Source organism: Sutcliffiella horikoshii (genome assembly GCF_020524325.1).
Taxonomy (GTDB): domain Bacteria; phylum Bacillota; class Bacilli; order Bacillales; family Bacillaceae_I; genus Sutcliffiella_A; species Sutcliffiella_A horikoshii_D.
This window is the reverse complement of sequence record NZ_JAIVKY010000002.1, coordinates 571,790-591,481: the sequence shown is the minus strand read 5'-3', so window position 1 is coordinate 591,481 and position 19,692 is coordinate 571,790. Positions and strand designations below refer to the sequence as shown.

Below are 19,692 nucleotides of genomic sequence, written 5' to 3'. Positions count from 1 at the left end.
AGAGAGGTCTTGAGAAGGGGTATGAAGACATCAGTTCCGTGAAAATGGATAGAGAGAGGTCTTGAGAAGGGGTATGAAGACATCAGTTCCGTGAAAATGGATAGAGAGAGGTCTTGAGAAGGGGTATGAAGACATCAGTTCCGTGAAAATGGATAGAGAGAGGTCTTGAGAAGAGTTATGAAGACATCAGTTACGTGCAAACGAGTAGAGAGAGGTCTTGAAAAGGGTGCAACAACAAGTCTTAAAGGAGGTCTAACGCAACAATTAAAAGAACCACTCACAAATCTAATGTGAGTGGTCCAAGTTAAATGCTTACTTCAAATTCTCTGGGTTCAGTCCCTCAAGTTCTGTAACAACAAACTTCCCATCTTTTCTTATCAACACATCATCAAAATAGATTTCTCCTCCGCCATATTCAGGACGTTGAATCATTACCATATCCCAATGAATATCGGAATTATTGCCGTTCCAAGCATCTTCATATGCTTGACCAGGTGTGAAATGGAAGCTTCCATCAATCTTTTCGTCAAATAGGATATCTTGCATCGGATGTTGAATATAAGGGTTAACGCCAATTGCGAACTCCCCGATAAAACGAGCGCCTTCATCAGTATCAAAGATTTTATTGATACGGTCGGAATCATTGGCTGTTGCTTCCACGATTTTTCCGTCACGGAAAGTCAATTTCACATTTTCATATGTGAAGCCTTGGTATGGAGATGGTGTATTGTAAGTAATTGTACCGTTAACAGAATCCTTCACAGGGGCGGTATATACCTCGCCGTCAGGGATATTCATTTCACCTGCGCATTTAATTGCAGGGATTTCCTTAATGGAGAATGTTAGATCCGTTCCTTCTCCTGTAATTCGGACCTTGTCGGTTTTATTCATCAACTCAACAAGAGCATCCATGGCATTGCTCATTTTTCCATAATCAAGGTTACAAACATCAAAATAGAAGTTCTCAAAACCTTCCGTACTCATTTTTGCAAGCTGTGCCATGCTGGCATTTGGATAGCGCAGAACCACCCATTTCGTTTTTGGAACTCGGATGTCACGGTGAACTTTTTTTCCTACTGTACTGCCTTGGATTTTTTGCTTGTTATCAGGAACATCGGACAATTCAGCAATGTTGTCGCCGGATCGAAGCCCGATATAAGCATCCATGTTTTTCATGACATTTGCTTCAAAATCAGCTTTCATGCTATATTGTTCTTCTTGAGCTCCCATTAATAGAGCGCGGTCTACCTGAACATCTTTTAAGGAAACGAATGGATATCCGCCAGCTTTATAAGCTTCATCGACAAGTGCTACTACAAGTTCTCTTTGCAGTCCAAAGTTTTCGATTAATACCTTCTCGCCTTTTTGAAGACGAACAGAATAGTTGATTAAGTTTTTTGCAAGTGTTTGAATCCGAGGATCCTTCATTGTATTGCCCCCTAAGATAATGGTTATGTATCATCATTATTGTAACCGATTACGCGTATTTTGTTGAATTTTTTGTCTAAAAATATTAGTAATATTTTTAAAGATTCTTTAAATTTTTGAAGGGATTTTCTTTTTGTCCTAGAATAAAACAGAGTATAGAAAGTTTAAACTGTAGTAAATGGGGTAAATAGTAAGTATGTACGTCAGCAGCCAGGAGGTGTCGCGTTGAGTGAGTTGCTTTACATTAGCGCAATTATTGTAGCTATTGCTTTTTTAATATTGGTGATATTTGTTTCCAAAACACTTCTTTCCGTGCAAGGCACTTTAAATCAAGTTGCCGGTACATTAGGTGGTATTGAAAAACAGATGCAAGGGATCACATCCGAGACAGAGCAGATTCTACATAAGACCAATGTATTAATGGACGACATTCAAGATAAGTCGCAACAACTTAATACGGTTGTAACTGCTGTAAAGGATGTTGGAACTTCCATTCAAGGATTTAATCATTCCGTTTCACGTTTATCTAATAATGTTGCACATCAACTAGATCAAAACCAAGATAAGGTGTCGCAAGTCGTTCAATGGTCCAATGTGGCCATGGAAATAGTCGACAAATGGAATGAGAGAAAACAGAAAAACAAAATCAACAAAATTTGAGGAGGAATCGGAAATGAGCGAAGAGAACAAGAAAGAGATGAACACGAACGCTGAGGGTATTAACACGAAGGATTTATTAATCGGTACACTAATTGGTGGAATTGTGGGAGCTACAACTGCATTGTTCCTGGCTCCTAAATCCGGTAGAGAGCTTCGTGAAGATATCACGGATCAGGCGACTCAATTGAAAGAAAGAACAGATAACTGGAAAGTTCAAGCTACTGAATATACTTCTGAATTAGCGGAAACTGCTAAAGATAAGAAGAACCAATTAACTAAAGCCATCACCGATCAAACACAACAAGTGATGGACAAAGTTAAACAACTGCGCGAAAAGAATGGCGATGTATCCATGGAGCTGCAAGAGCAGGTTCAAGATATCATTTCTGAAGCCGCTACTGCTATTGAAACAGAATCTGATGAAATGACAGATGAAGTGAAAAAGCGCCTTGAAGATACAAAAGCTGCGTTAGAAGACGTAGAGAAGAAGCTATCTGCAGGCGAAGAAAATAGTGAAGAGAAATAAACAATCTCATAACTTGAGAATAGAACGGCGAAGTGGTATGATAACTTCGCCGTTTTTAATTTCCTGAAAAGTTAATAGCTGATGATTGGAGAAAAAGACGTAGACTCCTGCGGGGGAGTAACGGTAGCTTGAGACCCCACAGCGCAGCGAGGAGGCGTCCCGCTGAAAGCGAAGCCATTTGTGGAAATCAACAGCGGTGTCAACCGCCAATTTTTAAAACAAGCAGAAAAGGGTGTAGAAATATGAGCAAAACTATCGTGCAATCTGTAGCAGAATTTGATCAAGTCGTTCAAGAAAATGGAACTTTCTTATTCTTCAAAAACAGCACAACATGTCCAATCAGCCATGCAGCATTTGAAGAATTCGAAAACTTTGTAGCAGAACAAAACCAGGTTCCGTGCTTTTATCTTAATGTCCAAGAAGCTAGATCGCTTTCCAATTATATCGCGGAGACATTTGATATAAAGCACGAATCACCGCAAGCACTATTATTCAAAAATGGAAAAGTTGCTTGGAATGCATCTCACTGGAAGATTACCTATTCTTCCCTCCAAGAGAACGTAAAATAAAACGAACGTGCGACTATGCACGTTCGTTTTATTTAAATCAAGCCTTATTTTTGAAGTTGGCTTCTAGGATTTTGCTTTTCCACTCTATGTCTAGTTCATCTCCATGGTCGATAAAGTCATAGAAAGAGGCTTCCATTCCATTTTTCTTTAACATAAAGGATCCAGCGCCTTTTGGTTTGTCTATATCTACGAAGCGGAACATATCTTGAAAGATAAATGGCTCCTTGCGTCTGACCATCACTTGCAAATGGTCGCCTCTACTTAGGACATCCTCATCTCCAAGCAAATTCCCATTGCGATAAAATTCAAGCAACACCTTACTAAGAATAACTTTTTGCCCTTTATAAGTAACGGCTATTTCTTGTTTTGTTTCATACTGTTGAATGATAGAAAGCATTTTTACTAAAGGGGGGCTTCCCTTTTCCCAGACAATACTGTCATCATTGGAAAAATGGTCATTTACAGAGACGTGTTTTCCATTCTTCTTAACTTGGACAGAAAAGGGGGATAGGTTGGTTTTCTCATCATTTATGAATAAGTGAAATGGTTCAAGATCCTTCTCTGCTATTTCACAGCTCTGGACAAGGAGTTCCCCTATAGTTTCCGGGTAGGTGAAAGTAACCTTGTCACGGTCTGTAAGTTGTTGGTCCATTGCGGCTGGCTTACCGTTAAGGAGTATGCTTGCACTGATAGCTTTATCTTTGCCATTTACAGTTACAGAAACCATAGGCAACGCTGTTCCTATAACCTCGCTGATAGTTATTGCGGCTGATTTTCCATCCACGCCTTTTTCCACCACAATGACATCACCATTTTCAATACGATCAAAACTTTGAGCGAACTTTCCATTTTTAATAATCTTCGGTGCCTCTCCAAAACTTCCTGGACATGTAATACCTTTCCCATTCACTTCTACCATTAATGCCAAGCCGGGCTTACCAACCAATTTATTTATGCTAATCCCAGCAGCTAACAGGCTGTCTCCAATGGTCAACTTTTTCACATCAAATAAACGAACCGGAAGCTCATTAACGGTAACAGAAACGTATTCAATTGGTTTTTCTTTTGCAGCTATTGCAATTCCGATAGGCGTGATAAATTCAGGTCCTTTTACAGGGAGGTTTGGTTGATCCAATTGCTGAATCGCTTCTACTCCTCGAATTGCTACACGATTTTCAGGTAAGCCTAGTTTTTCTGCAATAAGAGATGGCAGAGAAGGAGTAAGGCTTCCGCCTCCCACAAGCATGACAGCTTTGGGTGCTTTTTGGTTATTTTGCCTCTTAATCTCCTTTGTGATAGAGGCTGCGAGTTTCTCTATTGAGGAGAAAATCTGATCTACCATTTCTTGTTTGGAAAGAGTTTGTTCAAAGCCAAGAATATCGGTAAAAGTAATTTCCTCATGATGAAGCAAGTCTCGTTTCGCCTGTTCTGCCTGTGGGAAGTCCAGTAGAAAAGCATCACTCAAACCTTCTGTAATTTCATCTCCTGCGACAGGGACCATTCCGTAAGCAGTGACAGTCCCATCCATGGAGATTGCAACGTCAGAAGTACCAGCCCCGATATCTACTAAGGCAACATTCAATCTTCTCATAGAAGGTGGTATGAGTGCATTTATAGCTGCAATGGGTTCAAGTGTCAGGGCTTCCAATTGAAGTTCGGACCGTTGAAGGGCAGAAATCAACGATTCTACTACAATTTTTGGTAAGAAGGTGGAAATGATCTCAACGGATGCTTTCTCTCCTCTTTGATCGAGCAGACTGCCTATTTCTTCTTCATCCAAGTAGTAACGGAGAACAGAATATCCCACACAGAAATACTGATTAGCAGCGTCTATTTCACTTTCTTGGAGTAATTTCCTTTGTGCTTCTTGAACAGCGGAAAGTTCTAATAAAAATATATCATCTTCTGTAAATAGAGCTTTCCCTTTAATATCTTGGATTGCATAGGCTGTTTGTGTTTTTAAGGCCCTTCCAGCTGCTGCGACACATACTTTTTTTAGTGGTCCATGTTTTTCCTCTAACTTCTCTTTCACATATGTAATTACTTTTGAAACTGCTAAAATATCATGAATTTGACCATCTAACATGGCACGTTCCTCGTGTTCTTTTACTACTAAATCTTTGATGCGGAACTTGCTCTGATCTTGTTCTAACAATAGCCCAACTACTGATCTTGTTCCAATATCTAATGCGAAAATCAAAAAAGATTCACCATCCCTGTGTAGCATCATATGATACTTTACCGCTTAAAAGCGTTTAATTAATAAAGAAAAAATCCGTGACAATCAGAAAGTCATCGTTTATAATAACTAATTAATAGAAATGTACCACAACTCGGTACTGTTATAAATACAGAAAGGATGAAATTATATGAGTCATAACGAACTAGATGCCTTGCGAAAACAAGTCGAAGAACTAAACTTACAACTATTAGAGATTATCAACAAGCGCGGTGAGCTTGTCCAAGAAATTGGAAAGCTTAAAGAGGCGCAAGGTGTAAATCGATATGACCCTGTCCGTGAGAGAAAAATGTTGGACCTAATTACGGAACATAACGATGGACCTTTCGAAACTTCCACTTTACAGCATTTATTCAAAGAGATTTTCAAAGCAGGTCTTGAACTTCAAAAAGATGATCATAGAAAAGCTTTACTGGTATCCCGTAAGAAAAAACCGGAAGATACGGTTGTTGAAGTAAAAGGAGTAAAAATTGGCGATGGATCTCAAAACTTCATCGTCGGCCCTTGCGCAGTTGAAAGTTATGAACAGGTTGCCCAAGTTGCTCAAGCAGCAAAAGCGCAAGGAATTAAACTACTGCGTGGTGGAGCATTCAAGCCAAGAACATCTCCATACGACTTCCAAGGACTTGGATTAGAAGGCTTAAAGATATTAAAACGTGTTGGTGATGAGTTCGATATGGCAATCATCAGTGAAATCATTAACCCTGCTGATATTGAAATTGCATGCGATTATGTGGATGTCATTCAAATCGGTGCGCGTAACATGCAAAACTTTGAGCTATTGAAAGCAGCTGGGGCAGTGAAAAAGCCCGTTCTTCTAAAAAGAGGACTTGCCGCAACGATTGATGAGTTCATCAATGCTGCTGAGTACATTATCTCTCAAGGTAATGACCAAATCATTCTGTGTGAGCGTGGAATAAGAACGTATGAGAAAGCTACACGTAACACATTAGATATCTCTGCTGTACCAATCCTAAAGAAAGAAACTCACTTACCTGTATTTGTGGATGTAACACATTCCACTGGTAGAAAAGATCTTCTATTGCCTACTGCAAAGGCAGCACTTGCAATCGGGGCGGATGGAGTGATGGCTGAAGTTCATCCTGATCCGGCAGTAGCACTTTCCGACGCAGCACAACAGATGGACATCGATGAGTTCAATGAGTTCATTACTGAATTGCGTAGCCACTACGCATACAAATCATAATGGAATTTCACTAAAGACGAGCGGACAAAACGCTCGTCTTTGTCTGTTTTCATAAGTTTTCATAAAAAATTTACATTTAGCAAAAGATATAAGCAGGAGTATAGTAAATTCATTGCTTGTCTGCTTAGAATAACGTATGATTATTAGATAAATGCGTTATTTTGCCAAATTTATCTTATTGGCTATGTTATGGAAGTTGTAGATGTATCCTAGCTGTCGATTGGAGCAAAAGGCGAAGACTCCGGCGGGAGAGTAGCGACAATGAGGAGACCCCAAAGGCTTCCCGAGGAGGCTCAAGGTCGCCCCCTGGATAAGCGAAGCCATTTGCGGAAATCAATAGCGGTGTTTTACAGAACAAATTATTAAATTTTGCCTTACATAGATGCATGTATATAGAAGGAGAGTGTGTGTGAATGAATGTAACGATTTATGATGTTGCAAGAGAAGCGAATGTTTCCATGGCAACTGTTTCCCGTGTAGTAAACGGAAACCCTAATGTAAAACCAACCACAAGAAAAAAAGTATTAGAAGCAATTGAACGTCTTGGTTATCGTCCAAACGCAGTAGCAAGAGGACTTGCAAGCAAAAAAACAACCACAGTAGGAGTTATCATCCCTGATATCTCCAATATCTTCTACGCAGAGCTTGCTCGCGGAATTGAAGATATTGCAACGATGTATAAATATAATATTATCCTAAGCAACTCTGACCAAAACGTGGACAAGGAACTTCACCTTTTAAACACCATGCTTGGCAAGCAAGTAGATGGAATTGTTTTCATGAGTGGTAATATTACAGAAGAACTGGCTGCAGAATTTGAAAGGTCACCAGTTCCAATCGTATTGGCTGCATCAATTGAAAAAGACAATAAAGTACCTTCCGTAACCATTGATTACGTGCAAGCTGCTTTTGACGCTGTAACAGCATTGATTGAAAAAGGTCATAAACGAGTTGGATATGTGTCAGGTCTTTTTGAAGAACCGATCAACGGGGAGAAAAAATTAACTGGCTATAAACGTGCACTCGAAGAAGCAGGGCTTTCTTATGATGAGGAAATAGTGTTAGAAGGTGACTATTCTTACGATTCCGGTATAGAAGCTGTCGAAAAGCTTATCGCAATGAAAGACCGTCCAACAGCGATCTTTGTAGGAACGGATGAAATGGCTTTGGGAGTCATTCATGGTGCTCAGGACAACGGATTGAACATCCCAGAAGACATTGAAGTAATCGGCTTTGATAACACTAGACTGGCAACAATGGTTCGTCCGCAGCTTTCCACAGTTGTTCAGCCGATGTATGATATCGGAGCAGTATCCATGAGACTATTAACGAAATTCATGAACAAAGAGAAAGTAGAAGACCAAACAGTCGTACTTCCACATAGAATTGAATTTAGAAGCTCAACAAAATAAAAAAACGGTCGATATAAATAGTAAAAGAAGAGGACAACCACCAAAAAGTTTGTCCTCTTTCTTTATCTAAAAATGTCAATCAATTGATTAATCTAACTTTCCCCAGTTGACTGGAGTGTAAGGTGAAAGACTTCAGCGGGGGAGTAACGGTAGCTTGAGACCCCACAGGCGAAGAGAAGCCACTGAAAAACTGAGATATCATGTACTTGGTGATTTCTAGCTGTTGATTGGAGCAAAAGGCAAAGACTCCTGAGGGAGATAGCGCTAGGTGGAGACCCCGCAGGCGAAGCCGAGGAGGCTCAAGCACCGCCCCGCGGAAAGCGACTACCTGAAACGAAAGGAAACTGGGAGTTAGTGAGATAAGTCAATAAAATCACAAACAAGAGCGTTTAAGGTCAGGGGAGAAAGTATGAAAAAGTTTGATATGTTAACACCAATAGGTCTCATTCTCGGTCTAGCAATGATATTATTTGGCATCATCAACAACTCTGGTTTCAGCGGTGCAAGCAGCTTCTTGCATCTTCCCTCCTTTCTAATCGTAATCGGAGGAACCCTTGGAGCATTACTAATTACCTTTAACCTAAAAGAAATGAAAGTAATGCCAACTGTTATTAAAGCTGCATTTTCCCGACAAGAAAATGAACTGCCCAACTTAATCCAAACATTTGTCCGATTATCGGACCGAGCTAGAAGAGAGGGGCTATTAGCTCTTGAGGCCGAACTTGAAGATGTAGAGGATGATTTTATTAAAAAGGGCGTACTTCTTGCAGTGGATGGTGTAGAACCGGAAGTTATCCATGACATCATGAACGCAGAAATTTCAGCAATGGAAGAAAGGCATATGAAGGGGAGAAGCATTCTTGAAAAAGCAGGGGATTATGCTCCTTCTTGGGGGATGATCGGTACGCTGATCGGATTGGTCCTAATGTTGAAAAACTTAAACGATCCAACCACCCTTGGACCAAATATGGCCATTGCTATTTTGACAACATTGTATGGCACACTTTTAGCAAATCTTGTATTTCTCCCGATGGCTAGTAAACTTGCAAATAAGACAGAAAAAGAAGTATTTTTAAAACAAATTATTATTGAAGGTGTAATTGGCGTTCAGTCAGGTCAGAATCCAAAGATTTTGGAGGAGAAACTATCTGCATTCCTTTCCAATCAAGATCGGGAAAGAAAAGATGAAGCGGTAGCTGAAACGTTGGAGGAGAACTTCCAATGAAACGTCGAAAAAAGAAGGTGTCTGTTGAAAGTGGTGCTCCAAAGTGGATGGTCACGTTTTCCGACCTCTTTATGCTTGTCTTAGTATTTTTCATTTTATTATTCTCCATGTCTCAAATAGACTTGGTGAAATTCAAGGCCGTAGCTGAGTCGTTCAAGCAAGTGAATATTTTAGATTATAATCCGTCTGCTGTTCCTTTTGAGCACCCAACAGATTTCTCTGTAAATACGGAGTCGACCAATAACCAAGAAGATATAGCTGAAAATCAAGAAGAAACACAAGAGAATGAGGACAGCTTGGAAGAGCTGCTTGTTGAGGTACAAACGTTTTTGGCCGAAAATGATTTAGAGGATGTAGTGGTCGCTAACAGAACAGAGCGTGGAATCGTCCTTGTACTAGAAGAAAAGGTGTTATATGAGACGGCTGAAGCAAGGATCCTTCCAATTGCCCATCCTTTTCTTGATAAAGTCGGAACCTTATTAACGAAAATTCCGAACTTGGTCAAAGTAGAAGGACATACCGATAACAGACCAATCTCCACAGATAAATTTCCTTCCAACTGGGAATTATCTGCAGCAAGGGCAAGTAGTGTGATTCGATACCTGGTTGACGCTCATGACTTGGATCCTGAGCGATTTATTGCAGTAGGCTATGGCGATACAAGGCCGATTGTAGACAATACATCAGATGCTAACTATCAGAAGAATAGAAGAGTAGAGATTGTCATTTCCGATCCTCAAAAAGAAGAAATAGTGAACTAAACATGTGAAAAACCAGCTCTTCACGCTAATCGGCGTAGTGCTGGTTTTTCTTTAGCCAATCTGTGAATTATTATCAGTCCGCAGATGGCTTATAGGGTATAGAGCTTTTGAGAGGAGCTGTTTATTTTTCTCCGTAATTTCTTGTTTTCGTGGAATGGGTTTATATAAATCTGGCTGGTCTTCCCATGCAGCAGGCAATTCTACAGGCGCCTTGTCTTTCCACTCGTTTATCCAATCTTCTGATAATGAACCATGCACATTGTTCGTTTCCATCATTTCTAGCCAAACATGAGACCATGCCCGTGGAACGACTCTCCAAATATCATATCCTCCCCCACCAACACCGATCCATCGCCCTTTACAATATTGATGGGCAATTTTATGAGCAAGCTTCGGAATCTCTCTGTACACCTTAATAGAAGTGGACAGATGGGTTAGAGGATCATAATAATGAGCGTCAGCACCATTTTGTGTCAAAATGACATCGGGTTTAAAGAAATTGGCCACTTCTGTAAGGGACTGTTCATAAACCTCCAAGAAAGATTCATCTTCTGTAAAGGCATCGATTGGAATGTTGAAAGAATACCCATATCCATCTCCTTGACCCCGCTCATTGACATTGCCTGTCCCAGGGAATAAATACCTCCCTGTTTCATGTATAGATAGCGTACAGACGTTTGGATCTTCATAAAAAGCCCACTGAACACCGTCGCCATGATGGGCATCCGTATCTACATATAGAACCCGTGCACCATACTTTTCTTGAAGATATTTAATTGCCACAGCAGTGTCGTTATAAATACAAAATCCAGATGCCTTTCCCCTGAAACCATGATGCAAGCCCCCACCAAGATTTAGGGCATGTTCGGATTTTCCTGTCATCACTTGATCAACAGCTGTTAATGTTCCACCGACGAGCAGGGCACTTGCTTCGTGCATATTAGGAAAAATAGGCGTATCTTCTGTCCCAAGACCGTAGTTGTTTGCTTTTTCTTTCGGCAATAACCCTTTTCCAGCCAATTTAACAGCCTCAATATAGCGCGGATCATGAATGAGCGCTAATTCCTCATCAGTAGCCATTCTCGGTGGAACAATATCTTGAGCAGAAAGTAGACTGCTCTTTTGAAGCAAATCATAAGTGAGTTTGACTCTTAGTTGATTGAATGGATGGTTTTCACTGAACTTATAGGTCTGGAAATCATCCGAATACACAAAAATTGCTTTCTTCATGAGGTCACACCCGGCAAATTTGGCCATAGCACTTCATAACCTTCATCCTGCAGGTCATGAATGACGCTTGTAGGATTCATCGTTTGAACCCGGAAGACAAGAATTTTAAACTGCTCATCTTGATGAGGGTAGACGAGCACACTAAGTATATTTAATTTCCGTTTTTTTAATATAGAAGTCACTTCCGCAAGCTTGCCAGAAATATTTTCGACTTTCACTTCAAATTGTGAGGCAGGCTGGTTTGCTCCTGTTAATTGTACAAATGTATAGAGAAGATCCGTTTCTGTAACAATTCCTACAAGTTTGGAGTTCTGTACAATCGGGAGGCAACCAATCTTATATTCATAAAAAGTCGCAGCAACCTCCTCTACAAAATCTAGAGGGTGTCCTGTTAATAGATTTGTTTTCATTACTTTGGTTAGAGGCTGTTTCAGGTCCTCTTGGGCACTGTTTCCATATAATGCTGCCTGCAATCCGTTTCGTACATCTCTATCAGAAATAATTCCGACTAGCTGCATCATGTTGTTTACAATGGGAATGTGTCGGATATTCTTTTCTTCCATAAGAAGAAGCGCTTGTTCCACCGTATCTGTTGGCAGTAAGGTATGGACATTCTTCTTCATAATTCTTTCTACAATCATGGTCTTTCCTCCTTGTAAAACAAGTTACGTATAAGACATCATATGCTAGTACATAAAGCGGTTGTGAAAGCGAAGTTGATCAAATTTTTGTACAGATTCCTGGTCAATGTTTTTGCCGATTCTGGCCATCAGACAGTTTGCAGGGTGGGAACTGATTTCCGGATCATCGGTTGCATAGTATTCCAACCCCCCGGCATTCATCATTTTCTCCATTATCTTTCTATACTCCCAAACATTAAGTCCTGTGCCTTTTAGGTCCCAATGCCAGTAATATTCTGTTGTTATCACAATATAGTTTTCCATCATGTCATCCATCATGGAAACTTGAAGCAGGGATTTGCCAACCGAACTGCCGCGAACTTCCGGTACAACTTCAATGGCGCCAAGTTCAATAAGGTTTCCCATTTTCCCCTCCGACCATCTTTCCATCGGATCAGGATAAAGATAGGTAACATAACCAACGATTGTATCGTGGGTTCTTGCGATGATGATTCTTCCCTCTGGAAGGCCTGCAATTTCAATTAAGGCCTTACGCTGTTGTTCCGGAGGTCTAAATGCAACAAGGTCTTTATGAAACTCATAGCTTGCTAGTTTCTCTGGAGTTACAGGCCCTTCAATGATTAAGCGGCTATTTTTCGTCCTAATTTCCTTAGCATTATACGTTTTTCTGTGTTCCATCTAACTCTCCACCTACTTTTACCTACAAGAATATTAGTAATCTTCTAGCTATATTTTCTCATTTTACTAGAAAAACACAAGTGAATTAAAACGCTTTCACAACACTTACACCTCTAGTCTACTAGAAAAAACAAAATTATTCATGTAATACTATTAATTTTTAAAAAATTGAGAAAAAATTCTATCTGTACTATAATAGAACTGTAGAAATATACATAAGGGGTGTTTGTGGATGAAAGTGGAAGCGTTACCAGTAACGAAGGGGAACTACAATCTAGAAGACTATGAACAAACCTACCGAAATTTTGACTGGGCAGAGGTAGAAAAGAACTTCAGTTATTCCGAAACAGGAAGAGTGAATGTTGCGCATGAAGCCATTGACCGTCACGCAGAATCAGCACGAAAAAATAAAGTAGCATTATATTACCGTGATCCAGAACGTGATGAAAAGTATACGTTCAAGGAAATGAAAGATATGTCCAACAAAGCAGGTAATATTTTAAAACAAACTTGCGATGTGGAAAAGGGAGACCGTGTATTTATCTTTATGCCGCGTTCACCGGAATTATATTTTGCAGCACTTGGAGCGATCAAACTTGGCGCAATTGTCGGACCATTGTTTGAAGCATTCATGGAAGGCGCTGTTAAAGACCGCCTAGAGGACAGTGAAGCAAAAGTCATCATTACTACACCTGAATTGCTTAATCGTATACCGCTGGATGACTTGCCTGCATTAAAGCATGTTGTACTCGTAGGGGAAAATGTGAAAGAGGAAGGGCCTTTCATCGATTTCAACTCCCGTATGAAAGAAGCAAGCAGAAAGCTTCAAGTGGAATGGGTGGAAAAGACAGACGGCTTGGTGCTTCATTATACAAGTGGATCCACTGGCAAGCCAAAGGGAGTGCTACATGTCCATAATGCCATGGTTCAGCACTATCAAACAGCTAAGTGGGTATTGGATCTTAAGGAAGAAGATGTGTACTGGTGCACCGCTGACCCAGGTTGGGTAACAGGAACAGCATACGGTATATTCGGTCCTTGGCTTGTCGGAGCTTCCAATGTCATCGTTGGCGGTCGTTTCAGACCAGAAGCATGGTATGAGACCATCGAAGATTATGGCGTATCTGTATGGTACAGTGCACCAACAGCATTTCGTATGTTGATGGGAGCTGGGGATGAAGTGGTGAAAAAGTATGATCTATCTTCACTTCGTCATATCTTGAGTGTTGGGGAGCCATTAAACCCAGAAGTAATCCGTTGGGGAGTGAAAGTGTTCAATCTACGTGTCCATGATACATGGTGGATGACGGAGACAGGAGCACAATTGATTTGTAACTATCCAGCAATGGAAATCAAGCCGGGCTCCATGGGCAAACCGATTCCGGGAGTAGAGGCAGCAATTGTAGACGATCAAGGAAACGAACTTCCGCCATATCGCATGGGTAACCTTGCCATCAAAAAAGGCTGGCCGTCCATGATGCACACAATCTGGAATAACAAAGAAAAGTATGAGTCCTACTTCATGCCAGGTGACTGGTATGTTTCCGGTGATTCGGCTTATATGGATGAAGAAGGCTACTTCTGGTTCCAAGGCCGCATCGATGATGTAATTATGACATCAGGTGAAAGGGTCGGCCCGTTTGAAGTAGAAAGTAAGCTTGTGGAGCACCCTGCTGTTGCAGAGGCCGGAGTTATTGGGAAGCCGGACCCGGTGCGCGGTGAAATCATTAAAGCTTTTGTAGCGCTACGTGATGGTCACACAGCAAGTGACGAACTAAAAGAAGAAATTCGTCAATTCGTTAAACGTGGACTTGCAGCACATGCTGCACCTCGTGAAATCGAATTCCGTGACAAACTTCCGAAGACTCGTAGCGGGAAGATTATGCGTCGCGTGTTAAAAGCGTGGGAGCTGGATCTGCCTACTGGTGATTTGTCTACGATGGAAGATTGATAAGTTTTGCATGGAAAACAACAGCCTGCCGCTTTTGTGGTGGGTTGTTGTTTTTTGTTTTGGGAAATTTTTTTGTGAGAGGTGTTGTCGAATTGTTGAAAGGTAGAAGGTTGCGTGAAAATTGTAGAAGGTAGACTGGAAAAGGTAGAAGGTTGCGTATAAGTTGTAGAAGGTAATCTCACTCGAGCTAGAAAGTCGCAATTAAAAGTGGTAGAAGCTCCCTCTATAAATGATAAAACAAGGAAATATACAATTTTCTGAAATTTCGTATTGCGAAATAAAGCCCAACAAGAGTACTATAGATACAGAACATAGAGAATAGGGGAAAACGCAATGGGGAAACATAAATTATTTTTATACACAAAAGCATTATCTGACTTTGGTTCTTTTATGGACTTGATTGTATTAAATGTAGTGGTTTATGCAGCAACGGGGAGCCCTGTCTGGTTGGCTGCAACGATGGCAGCTAGAACAATGGGGGGTGTCCTGGCAAGTTTAGTGAGTGGGGTTGCGGCAGATAAATGGGATAGAAAAACCATCATGCTTATGACGGATATCCTAAGAGCGGGGCTCATTCTATTATTGATACCTTTTCCAGAACCAATCATGATTCTTGTGGTATCCGGTTTAATCGGTTTTATTAATAGCTTTTTTATGGTTAGTTTTAGTGCGGAGGTTCCGCAAATATTCGGCCAGGATAAAATCATTGAAACGAATTCGCTTATTGCGAGATTGACATCCATCAGCCTTGTCACTGGATTTATTGGGGCAGGGGTTATTACAGAAATATTAGGATATAAATATACCTTGATGATTGATGCAGGTACATACTTGTTATCTGGTTTAGTGCTTTGGAGAATGAAATGGGATACTATGGCAGCTAAGAAAAACAAAGAACTAGTCAGCGGATTTAGAAATAATATTTTGTCCGTTTTAACAGATACAAAAGAAGTTTATAGTTACCTGAAATTAGCCCCAATGCTTCTAATGATTAATGTAGTATTCCTGGTTGGTTCTTTTGCAGGCAGTTCACATAATTTAGGAATTCCTTTATTGGCTGAACAGATTGATGGGGAACGTCAAAGCTTTTATTACGGAATGATCTGGGGAGTTTGGGGGATAGGTTCCGTCCTTGCGACCTACACCATACCAAAACTTAAAATCATTAGAAGTGAAAAAATCTATTCCGTATTTTTCTTATCGGCCATGTTCATGTCACTTGGCTTTATTATCTTTTTATCAAATACTTTTGTTAGCATTGTCTTATTTTTTGCATTTTTAACAGGCATATTTGATGCTTGTTTTACCACTTTACATGCGAGCATACTTCAGAAGTCGGATAATTATATTAGAGGAAGAGTTTTTGCGGTGGGGATGTTGCTGAAATCATTAGGTTTTGCACTTGGATTTATCGTTGCCCCAATCCTGTTAAAGGCTCTTACGTTGCCACAAATGGTTTGGATATTGCATGGGACGCTTATTACCACTTCCATTGTGGTCCTTATTGTAGCAAGCATATGGAGTAGTAAAAAGAAGCAAGCAGAAGCATTGATGTAAATGGAAAAGGCACTTGCCCCGAGGGTCAAGTGCCTTTTACGTGGTTTAAGGAAGATAATCAATCTTCCCCGTCGTCTCCACTATCATCTGGTGGTGGATCTGTAGAGTTATCGTCGCCGTCATTACCTCCACCATCGTTTCCACCGCCGTCTCCATCTCCTCCACCATTGGAAGGTGGTTTAGGATCTGGCTTTGGCTTAGGTTTTGGCTTAGGTTTTGGTTCTTCTTTTTTATCCGGATCTCCAAGTTTTGCTGAGCTTGATGGAGATGATTCTTTTCCACTAGCATTAACTGCTGTTACATAGAAGAAACCGGATTTTTGAGAGATTTTGGTACTCATGTTATCACCAGCTTGCACGGATGCAATTTTTCGAGCGGAACTCGAGCTGTTGGCTTTATAGTAGACGTAATATCCGATTACGTCTCTTTCTGAGCTAGCTGACCACGATAAAGTGGAACCAGATACGTTTACACCACCAACTTGTTTTGGTGCTGCACCGTTTGCTGGAAGAGGATCCTCAGAAAGTACCGTTAATCCATCAAAGATGCTTTTATCCTTCATGTACTTAGCGAGTTCTTCCAAGCTATCAAGTTGAAGCTTTTTTAGGAAGTCAGGTTTAATCATAGGTCCTTCTTTTACAAATTCAGAAGGTGTTGAACTTAACGGTGCATAGGCAACATCACCAATTCGAACATATTTGCCTGTTGTTAAACTATCATCCACTTTTGTTGGTGCATATTTTGCATTGAAAAGATCTTCTCCAACAAGACCTGCTTTTTGACAAAGGTCGGATGGCAGCAATCCTGACAGTTTACAATAGCTGCGGCGAACAATTCCTCCTGGCATTTGGAACTGTCCAGATGGACCAATTAGTTCAGGATTTATGTCGTAGGCACCGTTTAATAATTGAGCCCAGAGTATTTGGCTTCTTTGGGTAGGTGTTCTACCACTGTTTGCCCTTAATACATGTCTCTCGTCATAACCCATCCAAAGCCCGAATGTAATGTTTGGATTTGAGCCCATCATCCAGATATCATGTGTATCCTGAGTGGTACCGGTCTTTCCAGCCCAATCAGAACTGAATTGTATATGGTCTCTGGCTACGTTTGCAGTACCTCTTCTAAAAGTATCACGCATAGTATCTATCATTAAATAAGCTGTTTGTGGAGAATAAATTTCTTTAGGTTCCACTTTATGCTCATAGATGATTTCCCCATCTTTTGTTTTGATACTTTCAATCAAGTATGGTTCAACGTAATTACCACCATTTGCGAATGTAACGTAGCCTGCAGTATTTTCTTCTACGCTAACCCCGACAGATGGTGAACCGAGAACTGCCGAAATGTTTGCGGCATCGCCTTCAGTTAATTTTGTAAAGTTTTGTTTAAAAAGGTATTCCATCGGACGTTGAGGCAGAATTTCCATATATCCGCGAATAGCGGCTAAGTTATGGGATAGTGCCACTGATTGACGAACGGTTTGAAGACCGTTGAATTGGTTATTCCAGTTGTTAGGTGACCAAGGATCTTGTCCTGGTAGGTTCACAGTTAACGGTGTATCAGCAAGTATGCTACCCGGTTGCAGAGTCCCCATTTCATATGCAGGTGCATATCCAAGTAACGGTTTCATAGTAGATCCATTATGACGCCAAGTGTTAGTAGCGAAGTTCAAGTCTTTGATCTTGAAATCTCTTCCACCTACAAAACTAATGATTGCTCCAGTTTTGTTGTTCATCAACAAGGCTCCAACTTGCTCAGCATTTTTTGCTACCAATTTTCCTGTATCAGGGTCAGTCTCTTCTTCATAAGAATATACCTTTGTTTCATTGAAATAAGGAAATTCCTGTGTAATCTGTCTCATTTTCGAATAGATATCTTTATCTATCGTTGTCTTAATAACATAGCCTTTTTGTCTGAGCGTAGTATCCGCTAGCTGTAAATATTCTCCAAGTAATTGATCGTTGTTATCCAATTCTTCTTTTTCATAACCATCATTTAGTGCCAGTTGCTCTGCGATAATTTCTTGTGCGCGTTCTTCGATTTCGAATGCAACATATGGGTATTCTTCAATGGCACTGCTAGTAGGCTCTGCTAAGTCTTTTGTGATGTCATAAGCAAGAGCTTCTTCATACTCTTTCTCATCGATATGTCCCATTTCATGCATGCGGTGAAGGACATATCGCATTCTATCAAGACCTGGTTCAAGTCCTTCAGGAGATTTCACTTCCGCTGCACGAGTAAAAGGTGTATAGGCAAAAGGACTTTGTGGAAGCCCGGCTATAAAGGCAGCTTGTGGAATAGATAATTTGCTGATATCCACTCCGAAGATTCCCTCTGCTGCAGTTTGAGCTCCGGCAATATTTCTACCGTTTGAATCTCTACCAAAAGGAGATACATTAAGGTAGGCTTCAAGTATTTCTTCTTTAGAGAAGTAGTTCTCTAATCGAAGAGCAAGGAGAATTTCCTTTGCTTTTCGGTCAAAAGAAACATCATTTGTTAAAATTTGATTCTTGATTAACTGTTGAGTTAACGTACTACCACCAGTTTGATTGGCGGAATTTGTTACTTCCTGAACAACGGCCCGGAGAATCGCTTTTGGTACGACCCCTTCATGTTCATAGAAGTATTCATCTTCTGTTGAAACAAGTGCGTTAATTAAATGCTCCGATACGTTATCTAGGGACACTTCTTCACGAAGTAGATCTGCACGATATTTTCCTAAATAGACGTCGTTTGCAAAATACATTTCTGTAGATTCTTCGTAGTTGTAAATGTTTTTTCTCAAATCTTCGTATGAACGAACTGGCTCTTCTTTGACGAGTGCTGCGAAATAACCTGCACCTGCACCGCCAGCGAATGATGCACCGATCACTCCGATAACGAGAAAAACAAGAATGAGATTCCACACTACTAAATATGTAATGTTGGCGCCTTTTTTCGTCTTATTATTTATGAAAAATTGAAAAAAGGTCTGTGTTTTTTCTTTGAACTTGTCGTAGTTTGACATATTTTATCTACCCCCCGGCAAATCATACTAATTATAGCATATTGAAGTTTTATAGCGACAAACTTTTTGTTTTCTTCCAAAATTTTCTTTATTTTTTTATTGACATGATACTCTTTTTTATGGTAAAAAGACTTTATATAAATTTTTGATTAGTTATAGAATGTGCTAAGACAGGAATAAGTAGTACAAATAGGCATGCTTAAAGAGAGCTGATGGTTGGTGAGAATCAGTACACCTATTTGAATGAATTACCTCCTCGAGCATCTTTTGGGAACGGCCGCGCTTTTGGCTTAGTAGCAGGAGACGGTGAGAACCGTTACATTTTTGAGTGGGAAAGCATTTTTTTGTGCTTTTCAATTAGGGTGGTACCGCGTATAAACTCGTCCCTTCTTTTACAGGAGGGATGGGTTTTTTTGTGTTTAGGTACTTCTTAACACCGCTGATGCTCTCCGCAAACGGCTTCGTTTTCCGCGGGGCAACCTTGAGCCTCCTCGGCAAGCCTGCGGGGTCTCAACATTGTCGCTACTCTCCCGCTGGAGTCTACGCCTTTTGCTCCGAGCATCAGCTGCGAAATCCAATTAATTATATTTACTTAAGAACC

15 protein-coding genes and 1 other annotated feature are annotated in these 19,692 nt (G+C 40.5%); of the genes, 9 read left to right on the top strand and 6 right to left on the bottom strand.

Annotation, left to right across the window (positions count from 1 at the left end):
* Nucleotides 1-312: 312 nt before the first annotated feature.
* The gene (locus tag LC091_RS04120; RefSeq protein ID WP_226680465.1) at nt 313-1,428 is read right to left on the bottom strand and encodes an aminopeptidase; all 1,116 of its coding nucleotides are present in this window, start codon (nt 1,426-1,428) and stop codon (nt 313-315) included.
* A 225-nt stretch (nt 1,429-1,653) separates the two neighbouring features.
* Here LC091_RS04120 and LC091_RS04115 point away from each other — a divergent pair, with 225 nt between their 5' ends.
* The 3 genes from LC091_RS04115 to ytxJ all read left to right on the top strand — a co-directional run bounded on the left by LC091_RS04115 (nt 1,654) and on the right by ytxJ (nt 3,183).
* Complete coding sequence (locus LC091_RS04115; RefSeq protein WP_010195430.1) at nt 1,654-2,088, top strand: DUF948 domain-containing protein; 435 nt, start codon at nt 1,654-1,656, stop codon at nt 2,086-2,088.
* A gap of 13 nt (nt 2,089-2,101) precedes the next feature.
* Nucleotides 2,102-2,614 carry a YtxH domain-containing protein gene (locus LC091_RS04110; protein ID WP_226680464.1) on the top strand — a complete coding sequence of 171 codons (513 nt, stop codon included), beginning with the start codon at nt 2,102-2,104 and terminating at the stop codon, nt 2,612-2,614.
* 242 nt (nt 2,615-2,856) lie between these two features.
* Complete coding sequence (gene ytxJ / locus LC091_RS04105) at nt 2,857-3,183, top strand: bacillithiol system redox-active protein YtxJ (protein WP_226680462.1); 327 nt, start codon at nt 2,857-2,859, stop codon at nt 3,181-3,183.
* 37 nt (nt 3,184-3,220) lie between these two features.
* On the opposite strand, the gene LC091_RS04100 is transcribed toward ytxJ, so the two are convergent.
* Nucleotides 3,221-5,413: a cell division protein FtsA gene (locus LC091_RS04100; RefSeq protein WP_226680460.1), complete on the bottom strand. Its 2,193-nt coding sequence runs from the start codon at nt 5,411-5,413 to the stop codon at nt 3,221-3,223.
* A gap of 139 nt (nt 5,414-5,552) precedes the next feature.
* On the opposite strand from LC091_RS04100, the gene LC091_RS04095 reads away from it, so the two are divergent.
* From LC091_RS04095 to motS, 4 genes are all read left to right on the top strand, one after another.
* Complete coding sequence (locus LC091_RS04095) at nt 5,553-6,629, top strand: bifunctional 3-deoxy-7-phosphoheptulonate synthase/chorismate mutase (protein ID WP_226680458.1); 1,077 nt, start codon at nt 5,553-5,555, stop codon at nt 6,627-6,629.
* Nucleotides 6,630-7,042: 413 nt separating this feature from the next.
* The gene (gene ccpA / locus LC091_RS04090; RefSeq protein WP_226680457.1) at nt 7,043-8,041 is read left to right on the top strand and encodes a catabolite control protein A; all 999 of its coding nucleotides are present in this window, start codon (nt 7,043-7,045) and stop codon (nt 8,039-8,041) included.
* 409 nt (nt 8,042-8,450) lie between these two features.
* On the top strand, nt 8,451-9,266 hold the full coding sequence (gene motP, locus LC091_RS04085; RefSeq protein WP_226680455.1) for a flagellar motor protein MotP: 816 nt from the start codon (nt 8,451-8,453) through the stop codon (nt 9,264-9,266).
* The gene (gene motS / locus LC091_RS04080) at nt 9,263-10,027 is read left to right on the top strand and encodes a flagellar motor protein MotS (RefSeq protein ID WP_226680453.1); all 765 of its coding nucleotides are present in this window, start codon (nt 9,263-9,265) and stop codon (nt 10,025-10,027) included. Before motP ends, motS begins: the two co-directional genes overlap by 4 nt.
* A gap of 51 nt (nt 10,028-10,078) precedes the next feature.
* Here the strand turns inward: motS and LC091_RS04075 are convergent, their stop codons facing one another.
* The 3 genes from LC091_RS04075 to LC091_RS04065 are packed head-to-tail and all read right to left on the bottom strand — an operon-like array spanning nt 10,079 to nt 12,576.
* Nucleotides 10,079-11,284, bottom strand: coding sequence for an acetoin utilization protein AcuC (locus LC091_RS04075; RefSeq protein ID WP_319003634.1), 1,206 nt, complete (start codon nt 11,282-11,284; stop codon nt 10,079-10,081).
* Nucleotides 11,254-11,898, bottom strand: coding sequence for an acetoin utilization AcuB family protein (locus LC091_RS04070; protein WP_226680449.1), 645 nt, complete (start codon nt 11,896-11,898; stop codon nt 11,254-11,256). The genes LC091_RS04075 and LC091_RS04070 overlap by 31 nt, the downstream gene beginning before the upstream one ends.
* Nucleotides 11,899-11,943: 45 nt before the next feature.
* Nucleotides 11,944-12,576 (bottom strand): GNAT family N-acetyltransferase, encoded by a 633-nt coding sequence (locus tag LC091_RS04065; protein WP_226680446.1) that lies wholly within the window; start codon nt 12,574-12,576, stop codon nt 11,944-11,946.
* A gap of 232 nt (nt 12,577-12,808) precedes the next feature.
* Here LC091_RS04065 and acsA point away from each other — a divergent pair, with 232 nt between their 5' ends.
* Nucleotides 12,809-14,527 carry an acetate--CoA ligase gene (gene acsA, locus LC091_RS04060; protein ID WP_226680444.1) on the top strand — a complete coding sequence of 573 codons (1,719 nt, stop codon included), beginning with the start codon at nt 12,809-12,811 and terminating at the stop codon, nt 14,525-14,527.
* Between the two features lie 333 nt (nt 14,528-14,860).
* The gene (locus tag LC091_RS04055; protein WP_226680440.1) at nt 14,861-16,084 is read left to right on the top strand and encodes an MFS transporter; all 1,224 of its coding nucleotides are present in this window, start codon (nt 14,861-14,863) and stop codon (nt 16,082-16,084) included.
* A gap of 58 nt (nt 16,085-16,142) precedes the next feature.
* On the opposite strand, the gene LC091_RS04050 is transcribed toward LC091_RS04055, so the two are convergent.
* Entirely contained in the window at nt 16,143-19,091 is a 2,949-nt protein-coding gene (locus LC091_RS04050; protein WP_226680437.1) for a transglycosylase domain-containing protein, read from the bottom strand.
* A gap of 158 nt (nt 19,092-19,249) precedes the next feature.
* Nucleotides 19,250-19,482 (top strand) — a binding site (T-box leader).
* Nucleotides 19,483-19,692 lie beyond the last annotated feature (210 nt).